General features: G+C 43.7%; 20 protein-coding genes. 4 read left to right on the forward strand and 16 right to left on the reverse strand.

Annotated features, from left to right (window positions below; all coding sequences use genetic code 11):
- Positions 1-51: 51 nt before the first annotated feature.
- The 6 genes from D7322_RS09775 to D7322_RS09805 form a co-directional block, all read right to left on the reverse strand.
- Entirely contained in the window at positions 52-831 is a 780-nt protein-coding gene (locus D7322_RS09775; RefSeq protein ID WP_121123695.1) for a hypothetical protein, read from the reverse strand.
- Positions 832-1,234: 403 nt separating this feature from the next.
- Complete coding sequence (locus D7322_RS09785; protein ID WP_245971305.1) at positions 1,235-1,942, reverse strand: NUDIX hydrolase; 708 nt, start codon at positions 1,940-1,942, stop codon at positions 1,235-1,237.
- A gap of 1 nt (position 1,943) precedes the next feature.
- A complete protein-coding gene (locus tag D7322_RS09790; RefSeq protein WP_121123699.1) occupies positions 1,944-2,858 on the reverse strand; it encodes a cysteine hydrolase family protein in 915 nt (304 codons plus the stop codon).
- Positions 2,859-2,958: 100 nt separating this feature from the next.
- Positions 2,959-3,741 carry an NAD(+) synthase gene (gene nadE, locus D7322_RS09795; protein WP_121123701.1) on the reverse strand — a complete coding sequence of 261 codons (783 nt, stop codon included), beginning with the start codon at positions 3,739-3,741 and terminating at the stop codon, positions 2,959-2,961.
- Positions 3,731-5,239, reverse strand: a complete 1,509-nt coding sequence (locus D7322_RS09800; RefSeq protein WP_121123703.1) for a nicotinate phosphoribosyltransferase — start codon at positions 5,237-5,239, stop codon at positions 3,731-3,733. Before D7322_RS09800 ends, nadE begins: the two co-directional genes overlap by 11 nt.
- Entirely contained in the window at positions 5,232-6,041 is an 810-nt protein-coding gene (locus tag D7322_RS09805) for a phosphoribosyltransferase family protein (protein WP_121124093.1), read from the reverse strand. The genes D7322_RS09800 and D7322_RS09805 overlap by 8 nt, the downstream gene beginning before the upstream one ends.
- A gap of 400 nt (positions 6,042-6,441) precedes the next feature.
- Here D7322_RS09805 and D7322_RS09810 point away from each other — a divergent pair, with 400 nt between their 5' ends.
- The 3 genes from D7322_RS09810 (at position 6,442) to D7322_RS09820 (ending at position 8,884) form a co-directional block, all read left to right on the forward strand.
- Positions 6,442-6,936: a hypothetical protein gene (locus D7322_RS09810; protein WP_121123710.1), complete on the forward strand. Its 495-nt coding sequence runs from the start codon at positions 6,442-6,444 to the stop codon at positions 6,934-6,936.
- A complete protein-coding gene (locus tag D7322_RS09815) occupies positions 6,929-7,885 on the forward strand; it encodes a hypothetical protein (RefSeq protein ID WP_147430356.1) in 957 nt (318 codons plus the stop codon). Before D7322_RS09810 ends, D7322_RS09815 begins: the two co-directional genes overlap by 8 nt.
- Positions 7,886-8,206: 321 nt before the next feature.
- Positions 8,207-8,884: a YiiX family permuted papain-like enzyme gene (locus D7322_RS09820; RefSeq protein WP_121123714.1), complete on the forward strand. Its 678-nt coding sequence runs from the start codon at positions 8,207-8,209 to the stop codon at positions 8,882-8,884.
- Between the two features lie 17 nt (positions 8,885-8,901).
- On the opposite strand, the gene D7322_RS09825 is transcribed toward D7322_RS09820, so the two are convergent.
- The 7 genes from D7322_RS09825 to D7322_RS09855 form a co-directional block, all read right to left on the reverse strand.
- A complete protein-coding gene (locus D7322_RS09825; RefSeq protein WP_245971306.1) occupies positions 8,902-9,906 on the reverse strand; it encodes a Gfo/Idh/MocA family protein in 1,005 nt (334 codons plus the stop codon).
- Positions 9,899-11,110: a M20 metallopeptidase family protein gene (locus D7322_RS09830; protein WP_245971307.1), complete on the reverse strand. Its 1,212-nt coding sequence runs from the start codon at positions 11,108-11,110 to the stop codon at positions 9,899-9,901. Before D7322_RS09830 ends, D7322_RS09825 begins: the two co-directional genes overlap by 8 nt.
- Positions 11,111-11,175: 65 nt before the next feature.
- Positions 11,176-12,741 (reverse strand): SLC5 family protein, encoded by a 1,566-nt coding sequence (locus D7322_RS09835; RefSeq protein ID WP_121123718.1) that lies wholly within the window; start codon positions 12,739-12,741, stop codon positions 11,176-11,178.
- Entirely contained in the window at positions 12,722-14,113 is a 1,392-nt protein-coding gene (locus tag D7322_RS09840; RefSeq protein ID WP_121123720.1) for a hypothetical protein, read from the reverse strand. Before D7322_RS09840 ends, D7322_RS09835 begins: the two co-directional genes overlap by 20 nt.
- Positions 14,114-14,116: 3 nt before the next feature.
- Complete coding sequence (locus D7322_RS09845; protein WP_121123722.1) at positions 14,117-14,887, reverse strand: SDR family NAD(P)-dependent oxidoreductase; 771 nt, start codon at positions 14,885-14,887, stop codon at positions 14,117-14,119.
- 13 nt (positions 14,888-14,900) lie between these two features.
- A complete protein-coding gene (dgoD, locus tag D7322_RS09850; RefSeq protein WP_121123724.1) occupies positions 14,901-16,079 on the reverse strand; it encodes a galactonate dehydratase in 1,179 nt (392 codons plus the stop codon).
- An 8-nt stretch (positions 16,080-16,087) separates the two neighbouring features.
- Positions 16,088-17,410, reverse strand: coding sequence for an aspartate aminotransferase family protein (locus D7322_RS09855; RefSeq protein WP_121123726.1), 1,323 nt, complete (start codon positions 17,408-17,410; stop codon positions 16,088-16,090).
- 155 nt (positions 17,411-17,565) lie between these two features.
- Here D7322_RS09855 and D7322_RS09860 point away from each other — a divergent pair, with 155 nt between their 5' ends.
- On the forward strand, positions 17,566-18,363 hold the full coding sequence (locus D7322_RS09860; protein ID WP_147430358.1) for an SMP-30/gluconolactonase/LRE family protein: 798 nt from the start codon (positions 17,566-17,568) through the stop codon (positions 18,361-18,363).
- Between the two features lie 38 nt (positions 18,364-18,401).
- Here D7322_RS09860 and D7322_RS09865 read toward each other — a convergent pair whose 3' ends face one another.
- The 3 genes from D7322_RS09865 to D7322_RS09875 form a co-directional block, all read right to left on the reverse strand.
- On the reverse strand, positions 18,402-19,040 hold the full coding sequence (locus tag D7322_RS09865; RefSeq protein WP_121123730.1) for a GntR family transcriptional regulator: 639 nt from the start codon (positions 19,038-19,040) through the stop codon (positions 18,402-18,404).
- Between the two features lie 70 nt (positions 19,041-19,110).
- On the reverse strand, positions 19,111-21,834 hold the full coding sequence (locus D7322_RS09870) for a hypothetical protein (RefSeq protein ID WP_121123732.1): 2,724 nt from the start codon (positions 21,832-21,834) through the stop codon (positions 19,111-19,113).
- Positions 21,835-21,889: 55 nt separating this feature from the next.
- On the reverse strand, positions 21,890-23,509 hold the full coding sequence (locus D7322_RS09875) for a RagB/SusD family nutrient uptake outer membrane protein (RefSeq protein WP_183078658.1): 1,620 nt from the start codon (positions 23,507-23,509) through the stop codon (positions 21,890-21,892).
- Between the last annotated feature and the right edge of the window lie 10 nt (positions 23,510-23,519).

Genomic DNA, 23,519 nt, shown 5'->3' on the forward strand with positions numbered 1-23,519 from the left:
AAGGTGATTCTACAGAAGCCCGGGCGATTGATCGACATCACGATGATGTTTTCAATCTTCGGAAATAATATCTAGCCTATAAAAGCCAGCTCGCTTGTCATGTGGTGCTCCATAGAAAAAATTCCGAAAGTACACCTGCTGATCGCCTTTCCAAAAGATCTCTTTTAAGGTACATAGCTCAAAGTTGTCGTTCCAGTCCAGAGGAATCTGCGCATAAGTCAGATAGCCTCCGTTTTCCTTCTTTTGCAAAAAGTAACTGGAACATTCCTGTCCGTTAAACATGCCGTTCAACCTATATTTCTTATGTTTTGAGAAATAGACATAGTCCAAATTACCGATCTCTTCGACATCCCATTTCCCCTGACGAAGATCCAGTGCCTGATCTGTCGTATGCCCTCCTTCCAACAACAAAATCTCTTCGGACGGAAAATATTTTACAAACATGCTCTCGAGCAGATCAATCGTACTTTCTGTTTTTCCGGCCTCCAGCAATCGACCATCATTAAATCGTACCAGAGCAATTAAATCTCCCTCCACCAGGGTGTCGACTTCCATGTCCTTACCCCGAGTATAACCTCCAAATTTGACACGTCCCTGCAACATCTTCTTTACAAGGTTTATGTCACTGACCGAAGCAATGGTATCTCTCCTATAATCGGACTGTTGCTGCTCCTTAAAAAAGCTGATGGAATCTATCTTATAAATTCTGATCATTTTATCTTGAAAGACAAGCGAATCCACAGCTGGCTTTTTCATTGGCGTAAGCTTTCCGGCGGAAATGTTCGTGGAAATGTCCGCCGCATTTTTCACCTGATTTCTTTGGCATGCCATACATAACGTTAAAATAATGGCAGCGCAATAAAGTGCTTTCTTCATAACTAAGTTATTCATAAGATATTTTGTCTAATATCGTATTTTAGTCACACATTACTAAAGATAACTCAATTTACGGGCCGTGACAATCAATATTCGATTTTTAAAGATTATAAAAAACGAACGTTCCGAGCTTATTCTGAGGAAAATTGAAAAAGAGCCAATTTTTGAATTAAAGATTATTGGCGAGCCATTTTTTCTGAAAAACAAGAGAATCGCCAAATTCTACACACAGGATGCGTTAATTGGTCATTTTGAAGTATATGACTGTGGAGACTTTCAAGGATAACTGTGCCTTTCAATGAATATATCCACCAAGCATCATCGGACACATATGAGCATGGTGGATAGTTAACTGCGATCAGATTTCAAAGTAAAATCCGCCTTCCTTCAGTTGCTCGTATTTTACTTTGTCGAAACTATAGATTTTTGCTGCTCTGGCATGCCTATCCTTCTGCATGTCGCTATGGTCCATTAGCAAGCCCATGCTCAGCATCTTTTTACGAAAATTGCCCCGATCTATTGAACGCTGGAGTACAGTTTCATACAAGTTGTGCAGCTCAGGTAACGTAAATTGTGTTGGCAGCAGTTCAAATCCGATCGGTTGGTAACGGATTTTACCTTTCAGCCGTTCGACCGCAACAGACAAGATCTGCTGATGATCAAATGCCAAATCAGCCACCTCTTTTAAATTAAACCATTGCACCGCATCGATGTCTAGTCCGGCCTCCAGGGTATATTCGGTCGGCTTGACCAGCGCAAAATAGGCTACACTGATGACCCGTCCCCGTGGATCGCGGTTCAGCTCTGAGAAAGTATAAAGTTGCTCAAGAAAGATATTGCTGAGCCCAGCTTCTTCGGACAATTTACGTAGCGCACATTCATCCGCAGTTTCATCCTCCTGAATAAAGCCACCAGGAAATGCCCATTTCCCTAAGTAAGGTTCTATCGCCCGTTTGGTTAATAACAGTTTAAGTTGATTTTTTTCAAAACCAAAGATCACACAATCGACTGTAACGGCGGGTCTGGGATATTCGTAGGTGTATTTTTTTTGAGCGGAAGCCATCATCTTATAAAATTATGTCAGTGGACTTTTTGATCTGTATACCATACCTTTCATGTAGTGACCCAAAGGCTTGCCGTGTAGATTCTTCGAAACCAGCAATAGGTGACATACAGTCGATCAGTAAGGTAATGCGGGAGGTAATCGCTTTGTCCTCCGCAAAATATTCCAATATCTGCGTTGCAGAAGCCAATACACAGTGACTTGATGCCTGCCCGGCAATATAAATGGCATCGTAGGCCCGAATAGCTTCAAGTACAGCATGATTGACAAATTTATTGTTATCATATTCAGCCTTGATGATGCCGTACATTTCAGTATAGGGATCCTGTCCTTTATAGACTAAGAAAGGTTTGGACTGGCGCAGAGCGCTGTGAAAATAGACCATATTGGCAAATTGACTTTCCAATTGCGCCCCCGAGCTGCCCTCCAGGCAATGATATGGCCAGATGCACAGCTCTTTTTTCCCTTCGGTTTCTAAATTTTTAAGATAAACCAATGATTGTTCAAGTGTATCCGCATGGGAAACAGTCCAGGTTCCATCCATAACATCCCGATAACGGATGACTGTAAATGGTTTAGGCTGATTTCCCTTCCTGTCCACCCACCAGTCTGCATGAAAGATCTGCAGTAGCGAATGACAGTCGAGGCTGCACATAACCTGCGTCAAAGAAGCCATATTGTTGTACATCCATTGGGTCAGCCGGTGTACATCAGCACGCGAACCAGCTACTGGTAGACTGCCAATGGATTCCATAAAATCGTTTTGTATGTCAATAGCCAAAAGCAGTGTCCGTTTTTTATCGGCAGAAGCGGGCGGGATTTGCTCCTGCCCCGCCAATGACAATATGGACGGAATATGATCCCTTTTTTCGGATGCTATATGACTTACCTCAACGATCTGTTCATATCTTGTTTTCATCTGTCAGTAATTCAATATTTATGTATTTTATGTATTCAATTTCACATTCCTTTAGGTGATAAAATTTTAAACCTAACTGATTTCTAGTTTTAGTTTTTTATCAGCCCTTAAATGTTGGAATTGCAGCAAACTTATGGGCAGACTGTTGTTGACGTCTATGGATCAGTTCATCTGTCGCTGGTTCTCCGGATGTTCCGGTCAGGATAAATGCGTCAATCTGTGCATAGCTCATTCCAAGCTCCTCTTCATCCGTCTGCCCTTCCCATAACCCTGCTGAAGGACTCTTATCTTGAATGGATTCGGGGACACCCAGATATTTTGCCAGCGTATATACTTCTTGTTTGGTAACCATGGCCAGGGGATTAAGATCATAAGCGCCATCTCCCCATTTGGTAAAATAACCCACAGTCGCTTCGGCCATATTGCCGGTACCGATCACAAAACGGCTCCCCAATTGTGCAAATTGATAGAGATAAGTCATGCGGACCCGCGGCCGGATATTGGCCAAACTCAACACACGGTTGGATTCACTGGAAGCTGCAATATAAGCTTCATTATTGATGGTCAGCGCATCGACCGCAGGTTTGATATCAAAGATATGGTAAGGGAAATTAAATTTTTCGATAAGCTCCATACCATGTGCATGGCTCTTGCTATTGTTCATGTCACTGCCATAGGGCATCATGATCAAATGGACATCCACTTTGGCCAAATGACATAGGCAAGCAACCACACTACAGTCAATACCGCCACTCATGCCAAGTACCAAACCTTGACGGTTTGCCGCATTCACCTGACCCGCAATCCATGAAGCCATTTGTTGGGCGTACTGTGCAACGTTTTCATCATTGATGAAAAACGGTTTTCTTAGGTTATTCTCCATATACTCTTATTGATTCTGTTTGTAATCTGTTTCTTATTTCCTTAAAACTAACGGCGCTGACAAACGCTCCGTCCAAAAAACACTCTTTAAGCAAGTTGCTATCATTCAATTGTTCGATGGTGGTTGGATTGAGATCGTCTATCAAGCGAAAATCATTGTTTTCAAATACAACGGCAACCATACCTTTTTGGGATTTCTTAAAATTTCCGGTATCTGTGGCCGGTCTTTTTTGAATAGCTTTAAACTGACCGTCAACAATTTCGGCCGTCCCCTTTAAAGCGAAACCAAAGGTATCTCTTGTGACATACTGATAGGTATAGGATCCTATTCCAAGTATGGTGTTGGTCGAGGCAAAACCTTTCGCCATCAAACCTTCGCAGATCTTAGTTGCCCGTTCCACGGTAATGGAATCGCCATACACAACCCCAATATGCGGATCAAGTTCTTTGAAACCTTTCGCATTGACTGTCCCACCAAAGAGTTCAAATAAACGTTCAACAATCCCTTTTTGAACTGTTTCGTGGTCAGCTTCCGGATCACCACAGATAATCTTAACAGGGTCGCCACTGTCTGGCCGAATGACAACCTTGCCTTCCCGCCCCATGATCAGATCTTTCAATTGTGGCAATACATGATCCACAACATGCCATAGGTCATAGGTATCGGACACAATAGAAATGTTTCCGCTGGGGTAAACCTCCGTAATCAAATGTCGAAAGGCTTCTACCTCCTGTTCACCGTAAGAACACATCACACTATGCTCTGTTGAAGGCGTGTACATCATGACATCACTTGTGGCACCGTAATAGGTTTTGAGGTATTCCCGAACAGAGAGTGTTGCGGAAACGCCAAAGCTTAGTAAATGTCCCCCTGCAGTGCGATAAGCCGTTTCGGGCGATCCCATACCGCGCATAGAGAAGTCTCCAGCTTGGGTGAATACTTTATTGACATCGCCTGTTTTTTCAGCAAAACCTGTCAACAATCGCTTGTATTGATCGGCAATAGTCGCTGCGGTCATTGGTGACCAGATATAGGCAGAGAGTTGTGTTTCGAGGTAACCCGGCAACCAGAAGAAATCCGGGTGGGTGTTCTCGATCGTAAACATCGGCACCCCTATCGGCACGAGACTCCCTTCCTGCAAAGCTTTCACTTTGATCGGAAGATAACCCAAACGATGTAAATCGCGTATATGTTGTGACTGATGTGTGCGCGCAAAATTGCTATTGGTCATCGCGAACACTTCACGAATGGCTTCTTCATACTGCGCGACAACAGCATCCTCAGGTTGAGCGAAAAAATATTCATCGAAAGAATTGCTGATCTCGGCAAGGGCACCCTGCAAGCCGAAGAAAACAACATGGCTTATGCCTGGGATCCGTGACATCCGGGGAGTCCAGGTTTCGTATACCCATTCTGTATGTGCTGGATATTGATCCTTGTGACACAATTTGTAACCGTCCGTCCAGAGAATCGGATTTTTGCTCATCGTTCTAAACATAGCTTTCAGTGGTTAAGTTGATATAATTTAATTTAGGATGCGTGGTGTTCATCATAGAATCTGTCGTGAAAACAAGGTCGATCGGTGAATCTTCTTCCAGTAAAGCCCCCTTGAAAACCCTTGGCTCACAGTGTGTCACTAACAGATAGATTTCACTTGCTCCCATCTCCTTTAGAATTTTTCCCGCCCAGAGAAATGTTCCACCTGCAGAACATAAATCATCGACAATAATGCATTTAGCACCTTTTACAATATTACCTGTTTTTAATTTCATCGCTTCGATACGCCCCGTCTGTGGGTTGCGTTGCTTTTCAAAGACACAGGCATCTTCGTAGCCACTATTTAAATAGCGTGCTGCTGCCCCTTTATCCGGAAATACAATGCGGTCATTGTCCGAGAATTTCAGTTTTTCCATCAGTTTCGGCAGCCAGTCCAAAGCTGGATAAATCGCTACACTATTTTCCAACAATGTGAGGGTTGTTTCAGAATGTGGCTCTATAACATAAACTTTATCAAACTGCAAACTATTGATAAATGCAGCGACATATTTTAGGGTAAACAGGTCGCCCTCAATTTTGCGGTCCATACGACTGTAGGGCATATAACGAATCCATAATTTACAACTTGCGCCTGCTTCTTCAAGTCGTTTCTTGACAAAAAACAAACGGATCAAATCGCCATCTTCCTGATAGGTAAATTCAAGCAGATTATCCGCTTTGATCCACTGATCGAAATCCTTCACTTTCGTTTCTCCATTCGGAAACCGTTCGGTGATGAGCTGATGTTTATTTAATATAATCATTTTTCTTTTTTTACAGCCACTCAAGTTGAGTACTTTTTACTCAACAAATATGCATATTATTTTCACCTTGACAAAATTTATTGAGTACTTTTTACTCAATGAATCAAAATAAAGATACAATCAGCTAAATATCAGTGAAATAACTTTTATTAAAACCATCTCATTTATTAATGACGCTTAGTAAAAAATCACAGTTTTACCTTCTGTGCATCTCAACATACGCAAACAAACTCAAAAATTCGCTTGAAAATGAGAAACACAGACCGGCCAAGAGGCCGTATAAAATTGGCTGAATACCGGGATAGTATCTTTCGCTGAAAACCGGATCTTTGTCTTTAAGACAAACAAGTCAAGCGAATCGATCGCAATCATTGACTGCCGAAGAAGATAAAATATGCGCATGAACACATCAGATTTAATCAATAAGGATATCGAAGCTATTTTACAAATTGAATATCAGGACATCACGCAGGTCGTCAAAGATTATCAGGACGTTCCGATCAGTGAGGAAGATCAGGAAGCCTTATATGCCTATAATCTGCTTTACATGAATATACATTCCTTATCGGAACAGGAATATCTTGATGCGTTTAATCAATTGGGTGAAAAATATCCCAATTATGGTCTCGCCGGGGAAAATGACCACAGAAGAACGATTGCCGAACTGGAGCGGTTAAAACAGGCGTTCAGCCAACTATGCTTACAAACCGAGCAAGGGCAGTATTTACTTCAACTCAAACTCAGGAGTATTGATCTGGATATTCAAGTATATCGAAAACTGATGCAGTTGCCGATTACTCCGGCCATTCAAGCAGAAATAGATCTACTGGAATCAGACTCCTATAAACTTATAGATGAGATCGAAGCAATTTTAATACAATATGTTGATGAATAAGATGTATTTCATTCGAGCATTGCTTCTGCGAACATCAACGTATATATGCTGTTTATTCGTTAGCCTAAGCACAGTCTTATTGCCGCAGGAGACTTGGGCGGCTTCGCCTGATCAACTCCAACGGCAGTCGCTCAGCGCCTATTCGATCAGTGACGATGGCTATTTACACTACAATCTACAGGTAAATGATAGCAGCTATCTTGCTATAGTATTGAATCTGAATACCCTATTCCCAGGCACAAACGTCGAAAATCTTAGGCTGAAACAATATGAATTAACTGACTCAGAACTTAAAATCACTAGTTATCAGGGACCTCCCATTTCTGTTAATTATCAGGTTACTGATAACGAACTCAAAATATTAAGAACCAGCAATCTCCCATCCGAACCTGGATTGGACAACCATTTATTTTCTTTGAACTTTATTAGGGAAATAGAAACCTTATTTACAGTAAATGATTTAGAGCAATTAAAGCGACTCAACTGGGGGACCGTCCCCAAAGAAAACATACTCTTGTTTTTAAGCCATTTGAATGATTTCTCAAACACAGCAGAATTTGGTTACAATGCGATCCACAATATGTTAGCCAATAAAAACTACGCTGTGGCAAAGTTCTTTTACAACTCATTTCTGACAAAGAATAAGAATTTCAATGACTTTGAATTGCTTAAAATGGCGATCGAACAGGACGACTTGGATTTTATCAAAAAAACATCCTTAAACAGTTTAAACATCTGGGGTATAGATGAGGTCAAATTCGACTACAGTTTTACACAATGCACCTTGCTCGGTAAAGCAATACAACAAAAAAACAAGGTTATCGCACGCTATCTTTTGGATCATGGTGCTTCAACAGAAAAGGCATACAAAGATGAAACAGAAGTACTTAATGCAATTCAATTCGCAGAGCAGGTGAAAGCAAGAAAGCTATCTGATCTTTTTAAATAAAACAACACTTATCACACATCAAATTATCTATCAATCTAATAACTCTAAACTTAAAAACAATTCATAGCCATAAGATAAGGATAACAACTTATGCCATGCACTACTTCTGGTCGTATAGGGATTGAATAACAGCATAGCTATTTAAGGGAATAACAAGATTGAAAAAGCAATTCATAATCAGCGCATACTAACAACAGCTAAAATAACGTTACCAAAATAAGGTCATACAGATAAATCTATAAATTATGCCAATACGTTTCGTATCTTGCTGAAATAAAAGATGATAGCAGATTATATGATCCTATTAAAAAATTTACACATATGAAAAAAATAGCTGTATTTGTCCTGTTGATCATTTGCACGCTGCTGATCGGGCGATCTTATTTCCATATTAACGCAACGAAAGCTCAAAATGGATCTTTAGACAAAAAAGTTAAAAGTAGCGCGATGCTTCCCCTGTTAAAAGATGGAGATATGATCTTTCAGTCATCCATCTCCCCTCAATGTAAAGCTGTACAACTGGCGACACACTCACCCTATTCCCACTGTGGATTAATTTTTCATGAACAGGGAAAACCTTATGTACTTGAGGCTGTTCAGCCCGTAACAGTTACCAGCTTGACAGATTGGATCGCTCGAGGAAAGAACAAACATTATGTTATCAAACGGCTTAAAGAAGCAGACAAAGTACTATCGGCGGAGGTTTTCGCTAAAATGAAAGGGATCGGTGAGGGATTTTTGGGTAAAAATTATGATGCTACATTCGAATGGTCGGACAGCAGAATTTATTGTTCGGAACTGATCTGGAAAATCTACAAACGGGGGGCTGGAATTGAAGTAGGCAAACTGGAAAAACTCAAAGATTTTGATCTCAGTAGCGCCGAGGTCAAAAGCAAGCTCAAAGAACGTTATGGCAATCATATCCCTTTGGAGGAAACAGTAATTTCGCCGGCATCGATTTTCAATAGCGATCTTTTGATAACGGTAGCGAGCAACTAAACAAGCCTTACACGATATCAGCCCCCAAGCTTGTCTAGCTTCTGCAATTTAACGGGGGCGCCACCATTCAATTTACTCTCTTCCGCAGCGTCAATAAAAGCACAAATTGCTAAGGTTTCCCGCTCATCCACTGGGCTTTGCCCAGTTTGAAAAAAAGGAAGTATACGATCCAGCAAGGGGCCATAACCCATAAATTGCCCCAGATGAACAATCTGGTCTTTCAGAAAGACCGTTCCACCAAAATCATCCTTCCCTTCCCGGATACCACGAACCGAGGCAATCCGGCCATCATCCCATTGACCAATATACATGGAAGTTCCCCTTTCTTCTACTGTTCGCACCGTGATACAGCCCGGCCCCATTAAGGCAAACAACATTTCCACCGCATGGATTCCATACCAATATAGATCCTTGTGCGACGGATCCGTCACAGCCGGACTATAAACATCAGCTCCAACGACTTTACTTTTATCAAGCTCCTGCAGACCGACAATGTAACGTAAAGAACTGGAGGAAAACACAGGACAGCCGTACTTGCGGGCAGCTTCAAATATTTGTAGCGCATCGGTATACGAATTGGCTATAGGCTTATCAATAAACAATGGTTTTCGAGCTTTGAGAACTTCAAGAGCCTGTTGTAAATGCAGGTTTCCATCATTCGTTTCCAAAAACACATAATCCACTTGTTTGAGTAGCTGAGCGATACTGGAAACAACCGTGACGCCATATTGCTGAATTTCGGCCATGATCTTGGGGATACGCTCCACGCTAAGCGCGATCGTTTTACTACCATAAGGATAAGCCGAAACAACCGAAAATTGCCCATATAAACTATCGGCACTGGCCATATTGATCGCTTTTGTGAAAGCGATGGAATGCGTACTGTCCAAACCGATAATACCAATCTTTTTCTTCTTCAGCTTTGGTAATATCAGGCTGAACCCTTCTTTAGAAAAATCGGCTTTTGTTTGAAAAGAAAGCCCCAATGGCAATAAAGAAAGTAAGAAATGTTTTCTATCCATTGGACTCATTCAATAAGGAAACAGCACTATTCACCAAAGCCGAAATCGCCGTCTCAAACGCTTTTTCATCAAGATTGAACTGTGGATTATGAAGCCCAAATTGGGTATTAACGCTGTCATTATTCGTGCCCACCAACATAAATAAAGCTGGGTACCGATAGGAGTAATAAGCAAAATCTTCTGCTGCCATCCAGATTTCCAAATCTTGCACGACTTCATTTCCCATGCTTCTTTGTAGGATATTTTTTACTTTCCCGGTCAATTTGGGATCATTATTCAATGCAGGATACCCATGGCGCACTTCCACCTCCGCTGTCGCACCCAAAGCCTCGGGCAATGTCCGTGCAATTGTCGCTACAGTCTCCAACGCCTCCTTGCGCCAGGTTTCATCCATGGTACGGAAGGTACCGGCCAACTTGACCTCCTCGGGAATGACATTCGCTGCACCATCGCCAATAAAACGGCCAAAAGTCAATACGGATGGAATACCGGGGTTTGCCTTACGGCTGACCAGCTGCTGTAACGTGTTCAGAAGCTGGGCGGCAATCATAATTGGGTCAACGGCACGATGTGGCTCGGCCGCATGGCCGCCACGTCCTTTAATGGTAAAATAAAACTCATCGCTTGAGGCCATAAAGCGTCCGGGGCGTAAACCTATTTTTCCTAAAGGTACACGTGGACTGACATGCATACCCAAAACCGCTTTAATCTTTCCACCGAAAGACTCCAAGATACCGGACTCCAAGATCTGGATCGCACCGCCGGGAATCTTTTCTTCTGCGGGCTGGAACAAGAGCACAATTTTTCCTGAAAACTCGGTTTTATATCCCTTTAAGATTGTAGCAACCCCTAATAGATTTGCCGTATGAAAATCGTGACCACAAGCGTGCATAATACCCTCATTTGTGGACTTGTATAGCACATCATTCTGTTCGTGAATAGGTAATGCATCAATATCAGCCCGCAAAACCACGACATCGTCACTTAAGGATTTTTGGCCCTCAAGCACGGCAACCACACCTGTATTGGCAACAACTTTAAACGGAATATCGAGCCGGGTCAACTTCTCTTGGATATACGCACTCGTCTCATATTCCTGAAAAGAAAGTTCAGGGTGCTGATGAATATGCCGACGGATGGCAACAATCTCTGGGAAAATAGCTTCAATTTCAGCGTCTAATTCTTTCAACATAGCATTCTTCATCGATGTATTGGTAAAAAAATATTTCAGTTACGATACTTTCATAAAAAATCGTTCAACAAGTTAAGTTAAAAATAGCGTACATAAAAATACAGCACCATCCCTGTGATAATTATCCACCAGAGGGTTGGATTCTGAAAGCCACGGTAAGAAGCTTGATCCCCTTCGGGCATCTGAAACGAATCGCGTGTCAATACCAGGTTTTTCAAACGCGCTTCCGGAACGGCCGGTGTACATAAACTGACCAGTACACAGGCGATCATGCAAGTCCAGAACACCATGCCAGTTCTGTTAAAAAATGGCATGTCAGGAAGTACATATTCCAAAAGCAACGAAAGTGGAATGGTCAATAAGCCAGCCGTTAATGCGCCTTGTGCCGTAGTCCGCTTCCAAAAGACCCCCATCAGAAACATGGTAGCTATACCCGGTGTAAATAAACCATACAGATTCATCAGGTAGAGGAATACAGGTTTGTCGGAATAACTAATCAATACGACAGCACTCATAATACCAAGTACAATAATGGCGACTCCTGAACGTTTACCAAAACGGATCGCTTGATCATCAGTAGCGTTCTTATTGATGTATTGACTGTAAATATCTACTGTGAGTATGGTTGTACAGGAATTTATAGCGCCTGAAATATGAGACATAATCGCAGAGATGAGACCGGCCATAACCAGCCCGATTAGCCCTTTAGGCAGCAGTGTTTCTACGAGCGTCGCAAATAACAGATCCGGCTGATCTAAATGTGGTAAAAATTTGGGTGCTACCAAAGCGGGAATGGTTATGATCAGCGGTACCAGAAATTTAAGGTAATCACCGAAAATAACCCCCATACGGCCATGCCATTCATTTTTTGCTGCCAATACGCGCTGAACAATAAATTGATTGGTCGCACAGTAGAATACACTGATACAAAGCAAACCGCCTAGATACATCGTCCAGGGAAAGTCGGGATCAGACGCCGGATAGAACATCTTCCAGTCTTTGGATGATTCCACGACGGACTGAAATCCGCCTGCCGCATTAATGGTAGCGAAGGTCAGGACGATACCGCCGAGCACCAGGATAACCAGTTGCACCATTTCGGTCCAGATAACGGCTTTCAGCCCACCTAAAACCGTATACAAGCCCGTCAAAATCGCCATGCCGAAAATACTATACAGAATGGGAATACCAAATAAAGCATGTAAAGAGAGTCCGCCCAGATAGAGCACCGCACCGATCTCCACAAATACGTAGGTAAATAAAATCAAGATTGCATAGAGTACCCGTGTGGCATTTCCATATCTTTTTTCAAGATATTCTGGAATTGTATAAAAACCATTGCGTATGTAGAAAGGCAGAAATATCCAAAGCAGCGCATTAAAACCGATCAATATGGCGCCCCATTCCAAGGTGATGGCGACAAACCCACGGCTATAGGCCGCTCCCATGGCACCAACAAGATGATGACTACTGATATTTGCGGCAATAATACTCCCTCCGATCATCCACCAAGGCAACTTATCACCTGCCAAAAAATAGTCCCGTTTGGACGAAGAACTTTTTTTCGAAGCATATAATCCCAAGACGACGATACCGACTATGTATACCGCAAAAATAATGACATCAATCCAATCTAGTTTCATCGGTCAGTAATGTTTGAATTCCTAATTTAGTTTGTTCAATAAGTATCTCGAGGCTACCTCGTTCGTATGGACTCTGCCATACGGCATAGATATCATTATCATAGAGCTGTGCCGGCGCGAGGTAGCCCACATAACCGTTGGCGATATTGATAAAGGCAATGGTATGGTTGGGAAATTCGGCCCGTATAATTGACTGGTAACAAGAGTATGCTTCATTGGCCTGAGCCACCAAAATTGCGTCCCCCATTTTCCAGAGCCATACCGGAATGCTTGCTTCCCGCTGATCAGCAATGGTTTTGCGGGTATTGTATTTTCGCCAAAGGCGGTCTTTTATAACCCGATCCGAACAGCTTTCGTATTCCTCAAAAATAGATTCAAGGCTCGGTAAGTTTTTGTAGGGCACTTGTACTGTATGCACAAGTTGCTTGAATTCAGTCGATAATACCTGTTTTTGAAAACTCCAACAAGCCAACGGTGCTCCCGAAATTAACGCTTTGTCAAACACCCAACACTGAGCTGCATGATCTTCCTGAGCCAATGTTGCAAGCACCGCATAGCCCAACTGTCGACCATTTGCTTCGACCAAAGCAGGATCTTTGACATACTGACGTTTGGGAGCCAGATCACCTGATGCACCTTGCAGGAACAAACAGGGAACTTTCACGACCGCTTCCACCGTATGCCGCATTTCACCAACAAAATCAGGAGAAAGCAGTTCATTTTCATGGGCAAAGCTCGTCGGATGACAGGCATAATTGCAAATCAATGCCTTCAATTTTTCGGTGTTATCGTACACACGTCCGAGCAATAAGGTATGGTCAGCTTCTTTTGCAGGATTAAACCCGATGAGGTATTCGCCGTCAAGTTCCAGATCCCGATTACAGGCCAGATCACAGACCCCATAACTCCAATGTAAACTCCCTTCGAACAATCCATCCTTTGCCTGTTGGATACAGCTGATCGCCTGCACTTTTAAGAATTCCAGATACGGCGGAATCAACTCACCTCCGGGTTGATGTATATCCGTAGAACAGATACTGGGACCAGCATGCGTATGTGAAAGTGTAAAAACCAGCTGTGATGCAGTCAGATCGAAATGATCAAGCAATGCAAAACGCAATGCCCGTTCGTCTTCCGCATTTTTCCACCAGCCCAGATCTGCTGTCAATATGATGGCAGGGGGAGAATCAACAGGCGCCATATACAGACAATGCATCAACAAGGGTTGGTGCACACCAACAGCCTGATCAGCTGTGGCAGCCCCCCAATTGCGTGAATAGATTCCTAAAGCGGGCGTAATATCACATTGGCCAAGTCCAATTTTGGCTCGTAAACTACCTGTTGTTTCTTTTCTTGGATCCTTTTGTTCCATGATCTAAGGTCTAATTAATGAGAGGCCTCCATCTAGTATGATACTTATCCCCGTCATCTGTCTGCAGTTGTCAGAACATATCCAAAGCACCTGTTTGGCTATTTCTTCCGCTTCGAGAATACCCCCCAGCGGCACCACCGCAGCTGCCTTTTTTTGAAGCGCGGCATCCTTGGACCAAACCACTTTACTCAATCCCGCATTGACATAACCGGGTGCAATTTCGTTAACACGGATTCCATCAACAGCATATTCAAGTGCCATGGCTTGACAAAGCATCCGTAAGCCAGCTTTGGAAACGCTATATGCCGGCAGATTCTGGTGCACGGCATGCCCTGCCCAACTCCCCAAAAAGACAATATTCCCCTGAACACCAGTAGCAACAAATGCTTTAGCACAGGCGTTGGCCAGAAAAAAAGCACCGTCCAGATTGACCGCCATTTCATTTTTCCATGCGGTATTGCTGAGCTCCCGAAAATTTTGAATCGTGACGCAGGCCGCATTGGCAATACAGATCGCTATTGTTCCAAGTTCCCTCTGTATACGATCAACCCAAGCCTCCACCTGATCAGCATCTGAGACATCAACCTGATCGTAAAATAAGCTGGCCTGAGATTCTTCGAGCAAAGGCCAGCGCTCTTTGGCGAGCGCTGGCACAAAACGATCCGCAATACAGACAATTGCCTCCGTCGCCAGAAAAGCCTCGGCTATTGCCCTGCCAATATCACCAAGTCCGCCACTGATCAAAACTACTTTGTTCTTATATTCTGCTCTCATATCTACTTAAAATCTACCAGTCACCAACACTGCCATCTTTGTAAAATGTACGCTGTAAAATTTCCTGCTGGAACGGGTGCTTTTTCACCTCTTCTTCATTGATTTCAATACCCAGGCCCGCACGTATATTGGGGAGGACAATACGGCCTTTTTCTTGCACCGTAAATCCTTCACTGACGACATCTTGCCGCCATTCAACATCTTTGTGAACACTTTCACAGATGATGTACGAAGGTGTTGCGAAGCCCAACTCGATAGAAGCAGCTGTGCTTACAGGTCCCTGTGGATTATGCGGCGCCATGGACACGCGATAAGCATCCGCCAAAGCAGCTATTTTACGGGCTTCGGATAATCCACCGCAATGTGTAATATCAGGTTGAATAACACTTACCGCACGTTTTTCAAGCATATCCCGAAAAGCATGCACACCGATCAGGCGCTCTCCAGAAGCGATAGGTGTCGCCACTGCCCGTTGGATCAGGGCAATATCCTCCATGGTTTCGGGCCAGCATGGCTCCTCAAAAAAGTACAGACCGTAAGGTTCCAGCGCTTTGGCAAACTGCATGCCCATGCGTGGACTAGGACGCGCATGGCAATCTACCATGATATCAATATCATCACCTACGGCATCGCGCATTGCCTTTACGCAGGCCTCCGCATATTTAATCGGGCGAAGCCCTTCCAGGGACATCGTTTCCGGAACAGCCATCGATTTAAAAGCTGTAAAACCTTCATCAACGGCCTTTAAGGCAAGATCACCAAAACGTTTGGCGTCGTCCGGTGCTGTTTCGTAAAAATCTTCCATTCGGCCACCCCCCAAATGACAATAGAGACGGATATAATCCCGTACACGACCACCCCACAATTCATGGCAGGGTACGTTATGAATTTTACCTAAAATATCCCATAGGGCGATATCGATACCACTGATTGCCGTTCCGCGGACAATTCCGTTCCCATGCCAAAAATGCTGGCGATACATCATCTGCCACAGATATTCAATGCGGCGTGGATCCTCGCCGACCAACAGCTGAGAAATATCTTTAATTGCACCAACGACACTTTGTGTATGCCACTCCAACGTCGCCTCACCCCAGCCCCAAAGTCCGGGCTGATCGGTTATAATTTTAACAAAAATCCAGTTTCGCATGCGCGCATGGCATACAAAGGTTTCGATAGCGGTTATTTTCATAGTCAGGGTTACAAAGTTTTTATTACACGTGCTGTCGCTTCTAAGGTCCGGTCAATATCATCTTCCGTATGTGCAAAGGAAATGCTTCCCTGCTTAATTGCAGCCGGGAAATTAAAGATCCCTTCTTTTATGAGATTTTTGCGGTAGCGGATATCCAGTTCGAAATCATGATTATCCAAAATATCGTGAAAATTAAGCGGCGCATGATCCATAAAGTAAGTACAGAAGGCTGAGCCTTGACGAGCGACAAAAAATGGTATGCCTAATTTAGGAAATATTTCCTGATATCCCTGTTCCAAACGTGCGCCCAAATGTTCAACATGCTTATAGACTTGGTGCTCAGGACTAGAAAGTTTCTTCAATGTTGCAATTGCTGCAGCCGTAGTCAACGGAAAAGCATTGAATGTTCCCGCAATCATGACCCGCCGGGCTTTATCTGGATCAACAAAATAATCCATGTACTTTTTCTTTCCAGCTATTACTCCCAAAGGATAACCATTCGCTACCGCCTTCCCAAAGGTGGAAAGATCTGGCTGAACACCACAAATGGATTGATAACCACCTAAAGCATGTCTAAATCCGGTCTTTACCTCATCAAAGATCAACAAGAAACCCTGCTCATCCGCGAGCTTACGAAGTCCTTCCAAGTATCCCGGTTGCGGCTTAACAATACCGATATTCTGTAAAATAGGTTCCAATAAAATACAGGCTACCGAATACTTCTGCAACACATAGCGAACACTATCCAGATCATTGTAATTGATGACATGTACCAAATCAGAGTGGTTTTTGGGAACCCCGGCACTCAGTGAGTCAAAGGGGTATTCACCGGGACTTTGATAAGATCCGATATCAGCTTTTTGGCTGATTACATTGCAGGCCACATCATTATGCCAACCATTGTATCCACCCTGCATGACGATGATATGATCGCGTCCCGTTACCGCACGGGCGATCCGAATCGCATGATAAGTAGCCTCGGATCCCGTTGTCGTGATCTGCACGCTCTCAGCATTGGGCACCGATGCACAAAACAGTTCCGCAAACTCCCCTTCCAATAAAGTGGGCCCTGCTCCCATCAGCACCTGCTGTTCCTGAAGCGTCTTCAATACCGCAGCATTGACATCCGGATCATTATGACCAAGAAAGGAAGCGGCAAATCCAGCCTGATAATCGATATAACTATTTCCGTCGATATCCTCCACGTGGCTACCATTTCCCTTAACGAAGCAGATATTGGGATCCGACTTTCTGTTCAACGATACCACACCTCCTGGTATCCATTTTGCATTCTCGCGCAATATTGCGGCTGATCTTTCGTTTTCTTGCATGCTTATTAAAAGTTTTGCTTTTATTGTTTTTATAATTGGAGCGACTGCTTCGTATCTAATCCGTGATACAGCAATCTTTTAAATATACGCTATTTTATGTATACCAAATTACAATATTTTTGTATACATTTAAAATAAATTTTAAAATAATTCAGATGAACATACTTATTGACGGCCTACACTTTCCGGAAGGCCCCGCCTTTGATCAGCAAGGCACGATATGGCTGGTAGAAAAAGAAGCCGGCAACCTAATCCGTTACCGGGACAACAAGTACGATCGCATACAGGTTGACGGGCATCCCAACGGAATTGCCATTGCGCCAGATGGAACGGTCTGGTTCTGCGACGCTTTACAAAACAGCATCCGTAGGTATAATCCTGCCGACAGCAGTTGCGACACACTCTTGAATAAACTCGACGGCAAAGCATTAAAAATGCCCAACGATTTATGTTTTGACAGCAACGGAAATCTGTTATTTACCTGTCCGGGGAGCGAATCGACAGATGGAACAGGCTATATCTGCTGCCTAAGGACCAATGGCATGGCGCATGTCGTCCATCAGAATATGTACTATCCGAACGGACTAGCCTTTGCCCCCAACAGCAGCCAATTATATATTGCCGAAACAGGCAGTAAATGGATCTGGAAAATGAACTGGAATGCCTTATCATGTCAAATGGATTCCATTGAAAAATTTGCACTTGCAGGTGGACAGATCGGACCCGATGGGCTCGCATTTGATGAGGAAGGCAATTTATTTGTTGCCATATATGGCTCAGGGCATATCCTCGCACTGGATCAAAGCGGCATAGCCACTGAAAAAATTCAAACAGCAGGACAAAACCCTACCAACTGCGCTTTAGACCCATACGGAACGATGGGACTGATTATTACAGAAGCAGAAAAGGGTCAATTACTCCAACTGAATCATACAAAAAAGGGGATATTATAATATATATCCCCTTGTCTTTCGTATATTCCAGCGAGACTTTACACAAGCTCCAAAGCTTCCTGCTCACCTCGATCGAGGTGATGCACCAACGTCTCATAAGCCTTGTTCCAATCATTCGCTTTTAATGCATCCACAATTGCACGATGCTCTTGTTCGGTATCCAGATAATCCTCCATCTGCCCCAGAATGGCACCTAATTTCATGTGAAATAAAGGAATATTGCTATTTTTATAAATAGCAATTAATCTGGAATTGCAAGTCCCTTCGATAATACGTTCATGAAAGCGCACATCAGCCTCACAGGCTCCACCATAATACCCTTTGCTCACCATATCCGAAAAGTCATTGCAGATCAATTCCAAATCATCAATCAGTTCCTTATTCTTTTTTGAAAACAAAATCTTTAAAGCACCGACTTCAAGCAATTCACGCAGCTCACGGATATCCCGCACATCCTCGACGGTCATCTTTTTCACAAAACAACCTCCTTTTTCACCGAACTCCACCAGACTCTCTCCCGCCAAACGCATAAAGGCTTCACGAACAGCTACCCTGCTTACAGCCAACTTATCAGCCCAGGCACTTTCAACCAACCGCGCCCCACCGGCGAGCTGACTTGATAAAATCTTCTTGCGGACTTCCAAATAAACTTTGTTGGCAAGCGAATCCTCTTTCATATTGTATACAATTTTCTACAAAAATAAGAATACAAAATCATTTAAAAAATTTAAACAATATATTCCTTTACTAAAACACCCCCTCGCGGGCACCATACTGTCTCCCCGGTGACAAATAGAATAGCTCTGCCTTAGATTTCCAACTGGTCGTATGATTCCCTTTGAGGATATTTATATTAAAGCTACTATTTTTCGATGGATTTTTCACATTCCAGAAACCATCTTTCAGACCCACGACAATCACTTCGTACTCCTGATCTGCAGGAACAGCGATTTCAACTGTCTTATCGATATATCGATCGGGTTTGGCGATAACAAGCACGCGGTCTGCAATCCGAATCAGGTAATAATCCTCCTTTTCCTCGTAATTCACCTGTAATTTTGCTTCGGCACTTTCCACCATTTGAAAAACCGTCGCATAGCTCACCTGCGTACTTTTAGCTTTTGGGCTAACCAAAACCCGCGCACCCCGCGCCTCAGGCCAAGGCGATTTCACCTGATACAGGTCCCCAAATACAAAAGCCGTGGAATCACCGGCATAAACGTTCACCTCCCGATCGACCACCGCAGGCTTAAACATATCGACATAGGTCGTCCCGCCCACATTCTTAAACTGACTATTCAAAACAAACCCTGCTCCATTAACGACCGGTTTATTCAGCGTATTAATCTGCCAGTAGGGCTGAAATTCGCTATTATTGGTTTTCAATTCATCCAATAACACAATAGCAGCAGGCACATCTTTTCGTTTCAGATTCAAAAACAGAAAACTCTTTGCATACGACTTTACTTTGGAGGAATAGGCCGCGGTAAGGTCTGCATTAAAGTAACTGTAAGCAGGCTGGATAGGATCCGTACCAAATGCCGAAGCCCTGATTTCCCCGGTATGGTACCAAGAATCGCCGAGCACTTCCGCTACGGTACGCGGAAAGCGCTGACTAAAGCGCGTCCCACCATCATTAGTTTTGGTCCGGAATAAAAGCGGTTCAGCAGGATCGCGAACCAATAGCATACTGTGCGCCGCGGAGCGCTTATTAAAATTAAAGTCATAAGGTGATCCATAAGAAAGATATAACCCCAGATCACCCACCTGAATACCATGATGATAAATCTGTAAGGCACCGGCATCCGCATGTTGATGATTTCCAAAATGATAACCACCACCTTTTATCTCCGCAACGACATCCTTACTTGTCTTCTCCTCACTCCATCCTGTCCGGGCAACCATAGCCCCCAAAATAGGCCCAAAATCTTTGGTCAGCGGCAGCTTTGAGCGATCGAAATCCGCTTTGAGCTTCGGATCATTTAACAACAGAAACAGCACTGGATTATCAGGCAAACCACCCTGTTTCAAAAATTCGGCCTTGATCATTGCATTTCCCGAATAAGCGTAACAAAGAAGCATTGTCTGAGGGTTCTTCCAATAAAAATCATCACTGGAATTATATTTCACATTAAACATATCGCCATCACGCAGCATTTTCCCGTCGGGTGTACGCATGTACAACCAATAATAGGGCATATTCTTGATGTTATCATCAAATACGGGATAACCCAGCATACGATAATACAACCAGGCAGCATGCATCTCCCAGCCAAAACGATAACCACCATAGTCAACCCCCTGGTTGTGCCGTGGAGACTGATATTCAAACTTACGCATCGGCACAAGCTGCTCCAGCACGCTATAAGCAACATATTTATAGGGCTCAGGATCTTCATCATATACAGCCAAACTCCAAGACAGCATATCCCGGCAGATCTGTGCTTCATTACCATGGCCGTTTATAATACTTTCCAGTCCGTAAAATGGCGGCCAGCCCACCTCCATATCCATGACCAATCGCTTAAAGTCCTTCCGCATTTGATTCTTAACAGCAGCATTCATCAGTGGATAACACCAATCGTAGACCAGTGCCCCCGTATAGATTGCCCGTCCCAATTCACGGGTAATATCACCATGTGTCACATTCCCAAATTCCAGAACTGACAAATAACGCGAAGCAAGATCCACAGCTTCTCGCCCAATCCGTTCATTCTGTGTCATGAGGTAGTAAAATGCTTTCTGCTCAATAACATGCTCCAGCCTTTCATTATAAAACATTTCCTGATGCTCATTGGTCGGAAAAGTATAAGGCGCTAAAGCCGCAACTTCCACTTTAGCCCATGCCGAACCATGCTCTTCAGACAAGAGCCGTTCTCGGACAATAGGTAAACTTTCTTTATTTACCCACAACCTTGGCCTTTCTTGCGGGGGCGTAATTTTAGGCTGATAATGCACAGCTGCTAAAGGTGCCGCAGGCGGAACATAAGGTCTGACGCGCAACCCCAGCAGCATTAAATTTGCAGGTAGCCAGATTTTCAATTTTTCCGATGCGTTCAGCAACTCAAATTTTCCAAGCTCCTGATGCCCCCCTTTCAGATTATCATACACAATACGTTTTGTCACCCGCTGTCCACCCAGTTGAAAATAGGCAACTTTTGTCATTAAACCTGTTTCATCTTCTTGTTTTAGCCGCTCCAGATCCTGAGGTCGAGCATCCGACTCCAGCACATACCAGCCCGCCTGTGGCACCTTAACCGCTACTTCAATATCTGCCAAACGATCAGGGTAACCAGCAACGGGAACGGTTTTCAATACCAGCCCCCGCTCGCTTCCTCCCTTTGATCTTTCATAAAAGGCGGTCTTTTTATTTAAGTCACCCCGACTCAAGTCAACCAGAATTTCTTTTTGCTGCGCGGACGAAACTGACGTCAACACCAACACCAAAAACAACGAAAAATATATCTTCATCAAACTTATCACCAATGATACAATACAACTATTTAGCCAAACCGGCGGAAGTATTTTACTCCCAGCCCGGATTTTGTGTCAAATTTGGATTCACATCCCTTTCTGCCTGCGGAATAGGCCACAGATAATAATGGTCCGGAAACCCCCGCTGTCTGATCTGAGTCCCGTTAAAATCTGTCATCCAAACTTTATCCACAACATCTTTTGCGATCTTCCATCGCCGGATATCCGAATACCGTTGTCCCTCACCAGCTAGCTCCACCATGCGTTCGTGACGTATTTTTTCACGCATAATTTCCTTACTCAAGCCAGCAGGCAGATCAGGCATTTTAACTCGTTTACGAACCGCATTCACCGCATCATAAACCGTTTGATCAGGCGCACCCAAAGCCTCATTCTTTGCTTCGGCATACATCAGCAGCACGTCTGCCAGGCGAATCAAAGGAAAATTTTGCGGCATATTATCCTGAAGCGTATAAACAGAACCTGTCTCCACAAATTTGCGCCATGCATAACTGCCATTTGTCCACACAGGCACATAGGCATTCGGATCGGTGTTTGCTACCGGAAACTTATACAGATAAGTCACACCACCACGCCCCACGAAAGTCGACCACGGCACAACGACAGACTGTTGTAGACGCGGATCACGTTTCTCAAAAAGCTTACGCACCGAAACCTCATCTTTCCAGTCCTCCACACTATTGGGGTTAAAAGGCTCCCCTTTTGCATTGGTATAATTCGCAAAATCAAAAGCCGTCCCATCTTCCATATCAAAAGCATTGACAAGCTGAGGCGTGGGCCTTGTCCTTTGGGACCCTGTCGTCGCACCCCGCGCATTTCCGTAATTACGATCGGTCGCTATACCATGTCCCTGCTCAGCAATATATTGCACATCAAAGATCACTTCACTATTGTTATTGCCAGCAACCCGAAACAAAGTATGGAAATCAGCAAGCAACTTGCGGTCACTTTTATCCATCAGCTCCTTAAAATCAGCAGCAGCTTTTGCATATTCCTTCGCCCAAAGATGTGCTTTGCCCCGCATGGCAAGGGCAGCCCATTTGGTCACGCGCCCCTTATTTGAGGCATCATAAGTATCCGGCAATGCCTCATAAGCTTCGGTCATGTCTTTGACTATAAACTCATACACTTCTTTCTCTGTATTTCGGGGCTCATAAGATTCATCCACATTAATAGGACTGTCATACAAAGGAACTCCACCGAAATAATCCCATAATTTAAAATAAAAATACCCCCGGAAAAACTTCGCCTCACCCATACTCCGTCTTTTTATAGCTTCACTCATTGTGATGGCAGGAATATTCTTCAGGGCCGTATTTGCACGATATACTCCTTTAAAAAATATTCCCCAGGAGGTCAGGTAAAAACCTGCATTGGCGGGAAAAACACCCGTTGTCAATCCCGTTGCAAAAGACTGATAGGATATGTCGGTAAAATCATCCATCATCCCATAAATTACGATACTATTGGTAAATTCCCTATTGGCATGGTAAAGGGTATTCACCCCCATGACAGCATCTTGCTCAGACTTCCAAAAACTCTCCTCCGAGAGACCGACCAATGAATTCCGGTCCAAAAAATCACTACAAGAACTCAGTAGTGCCAATGCAAGTGATGATGCAATTATTATTTTGTTAAATTTCTTAATCATGGCTTTTCGT

Source organism: Sphingobacterium puteale, assembly GCF_003627955.1.
GTDB lineage: Bacteria > Bacteroidota > Bacteroidia > Sphingobacteriales > Sphingobacteriaceae > Sphingobacterium > Sphingobacterium puteale.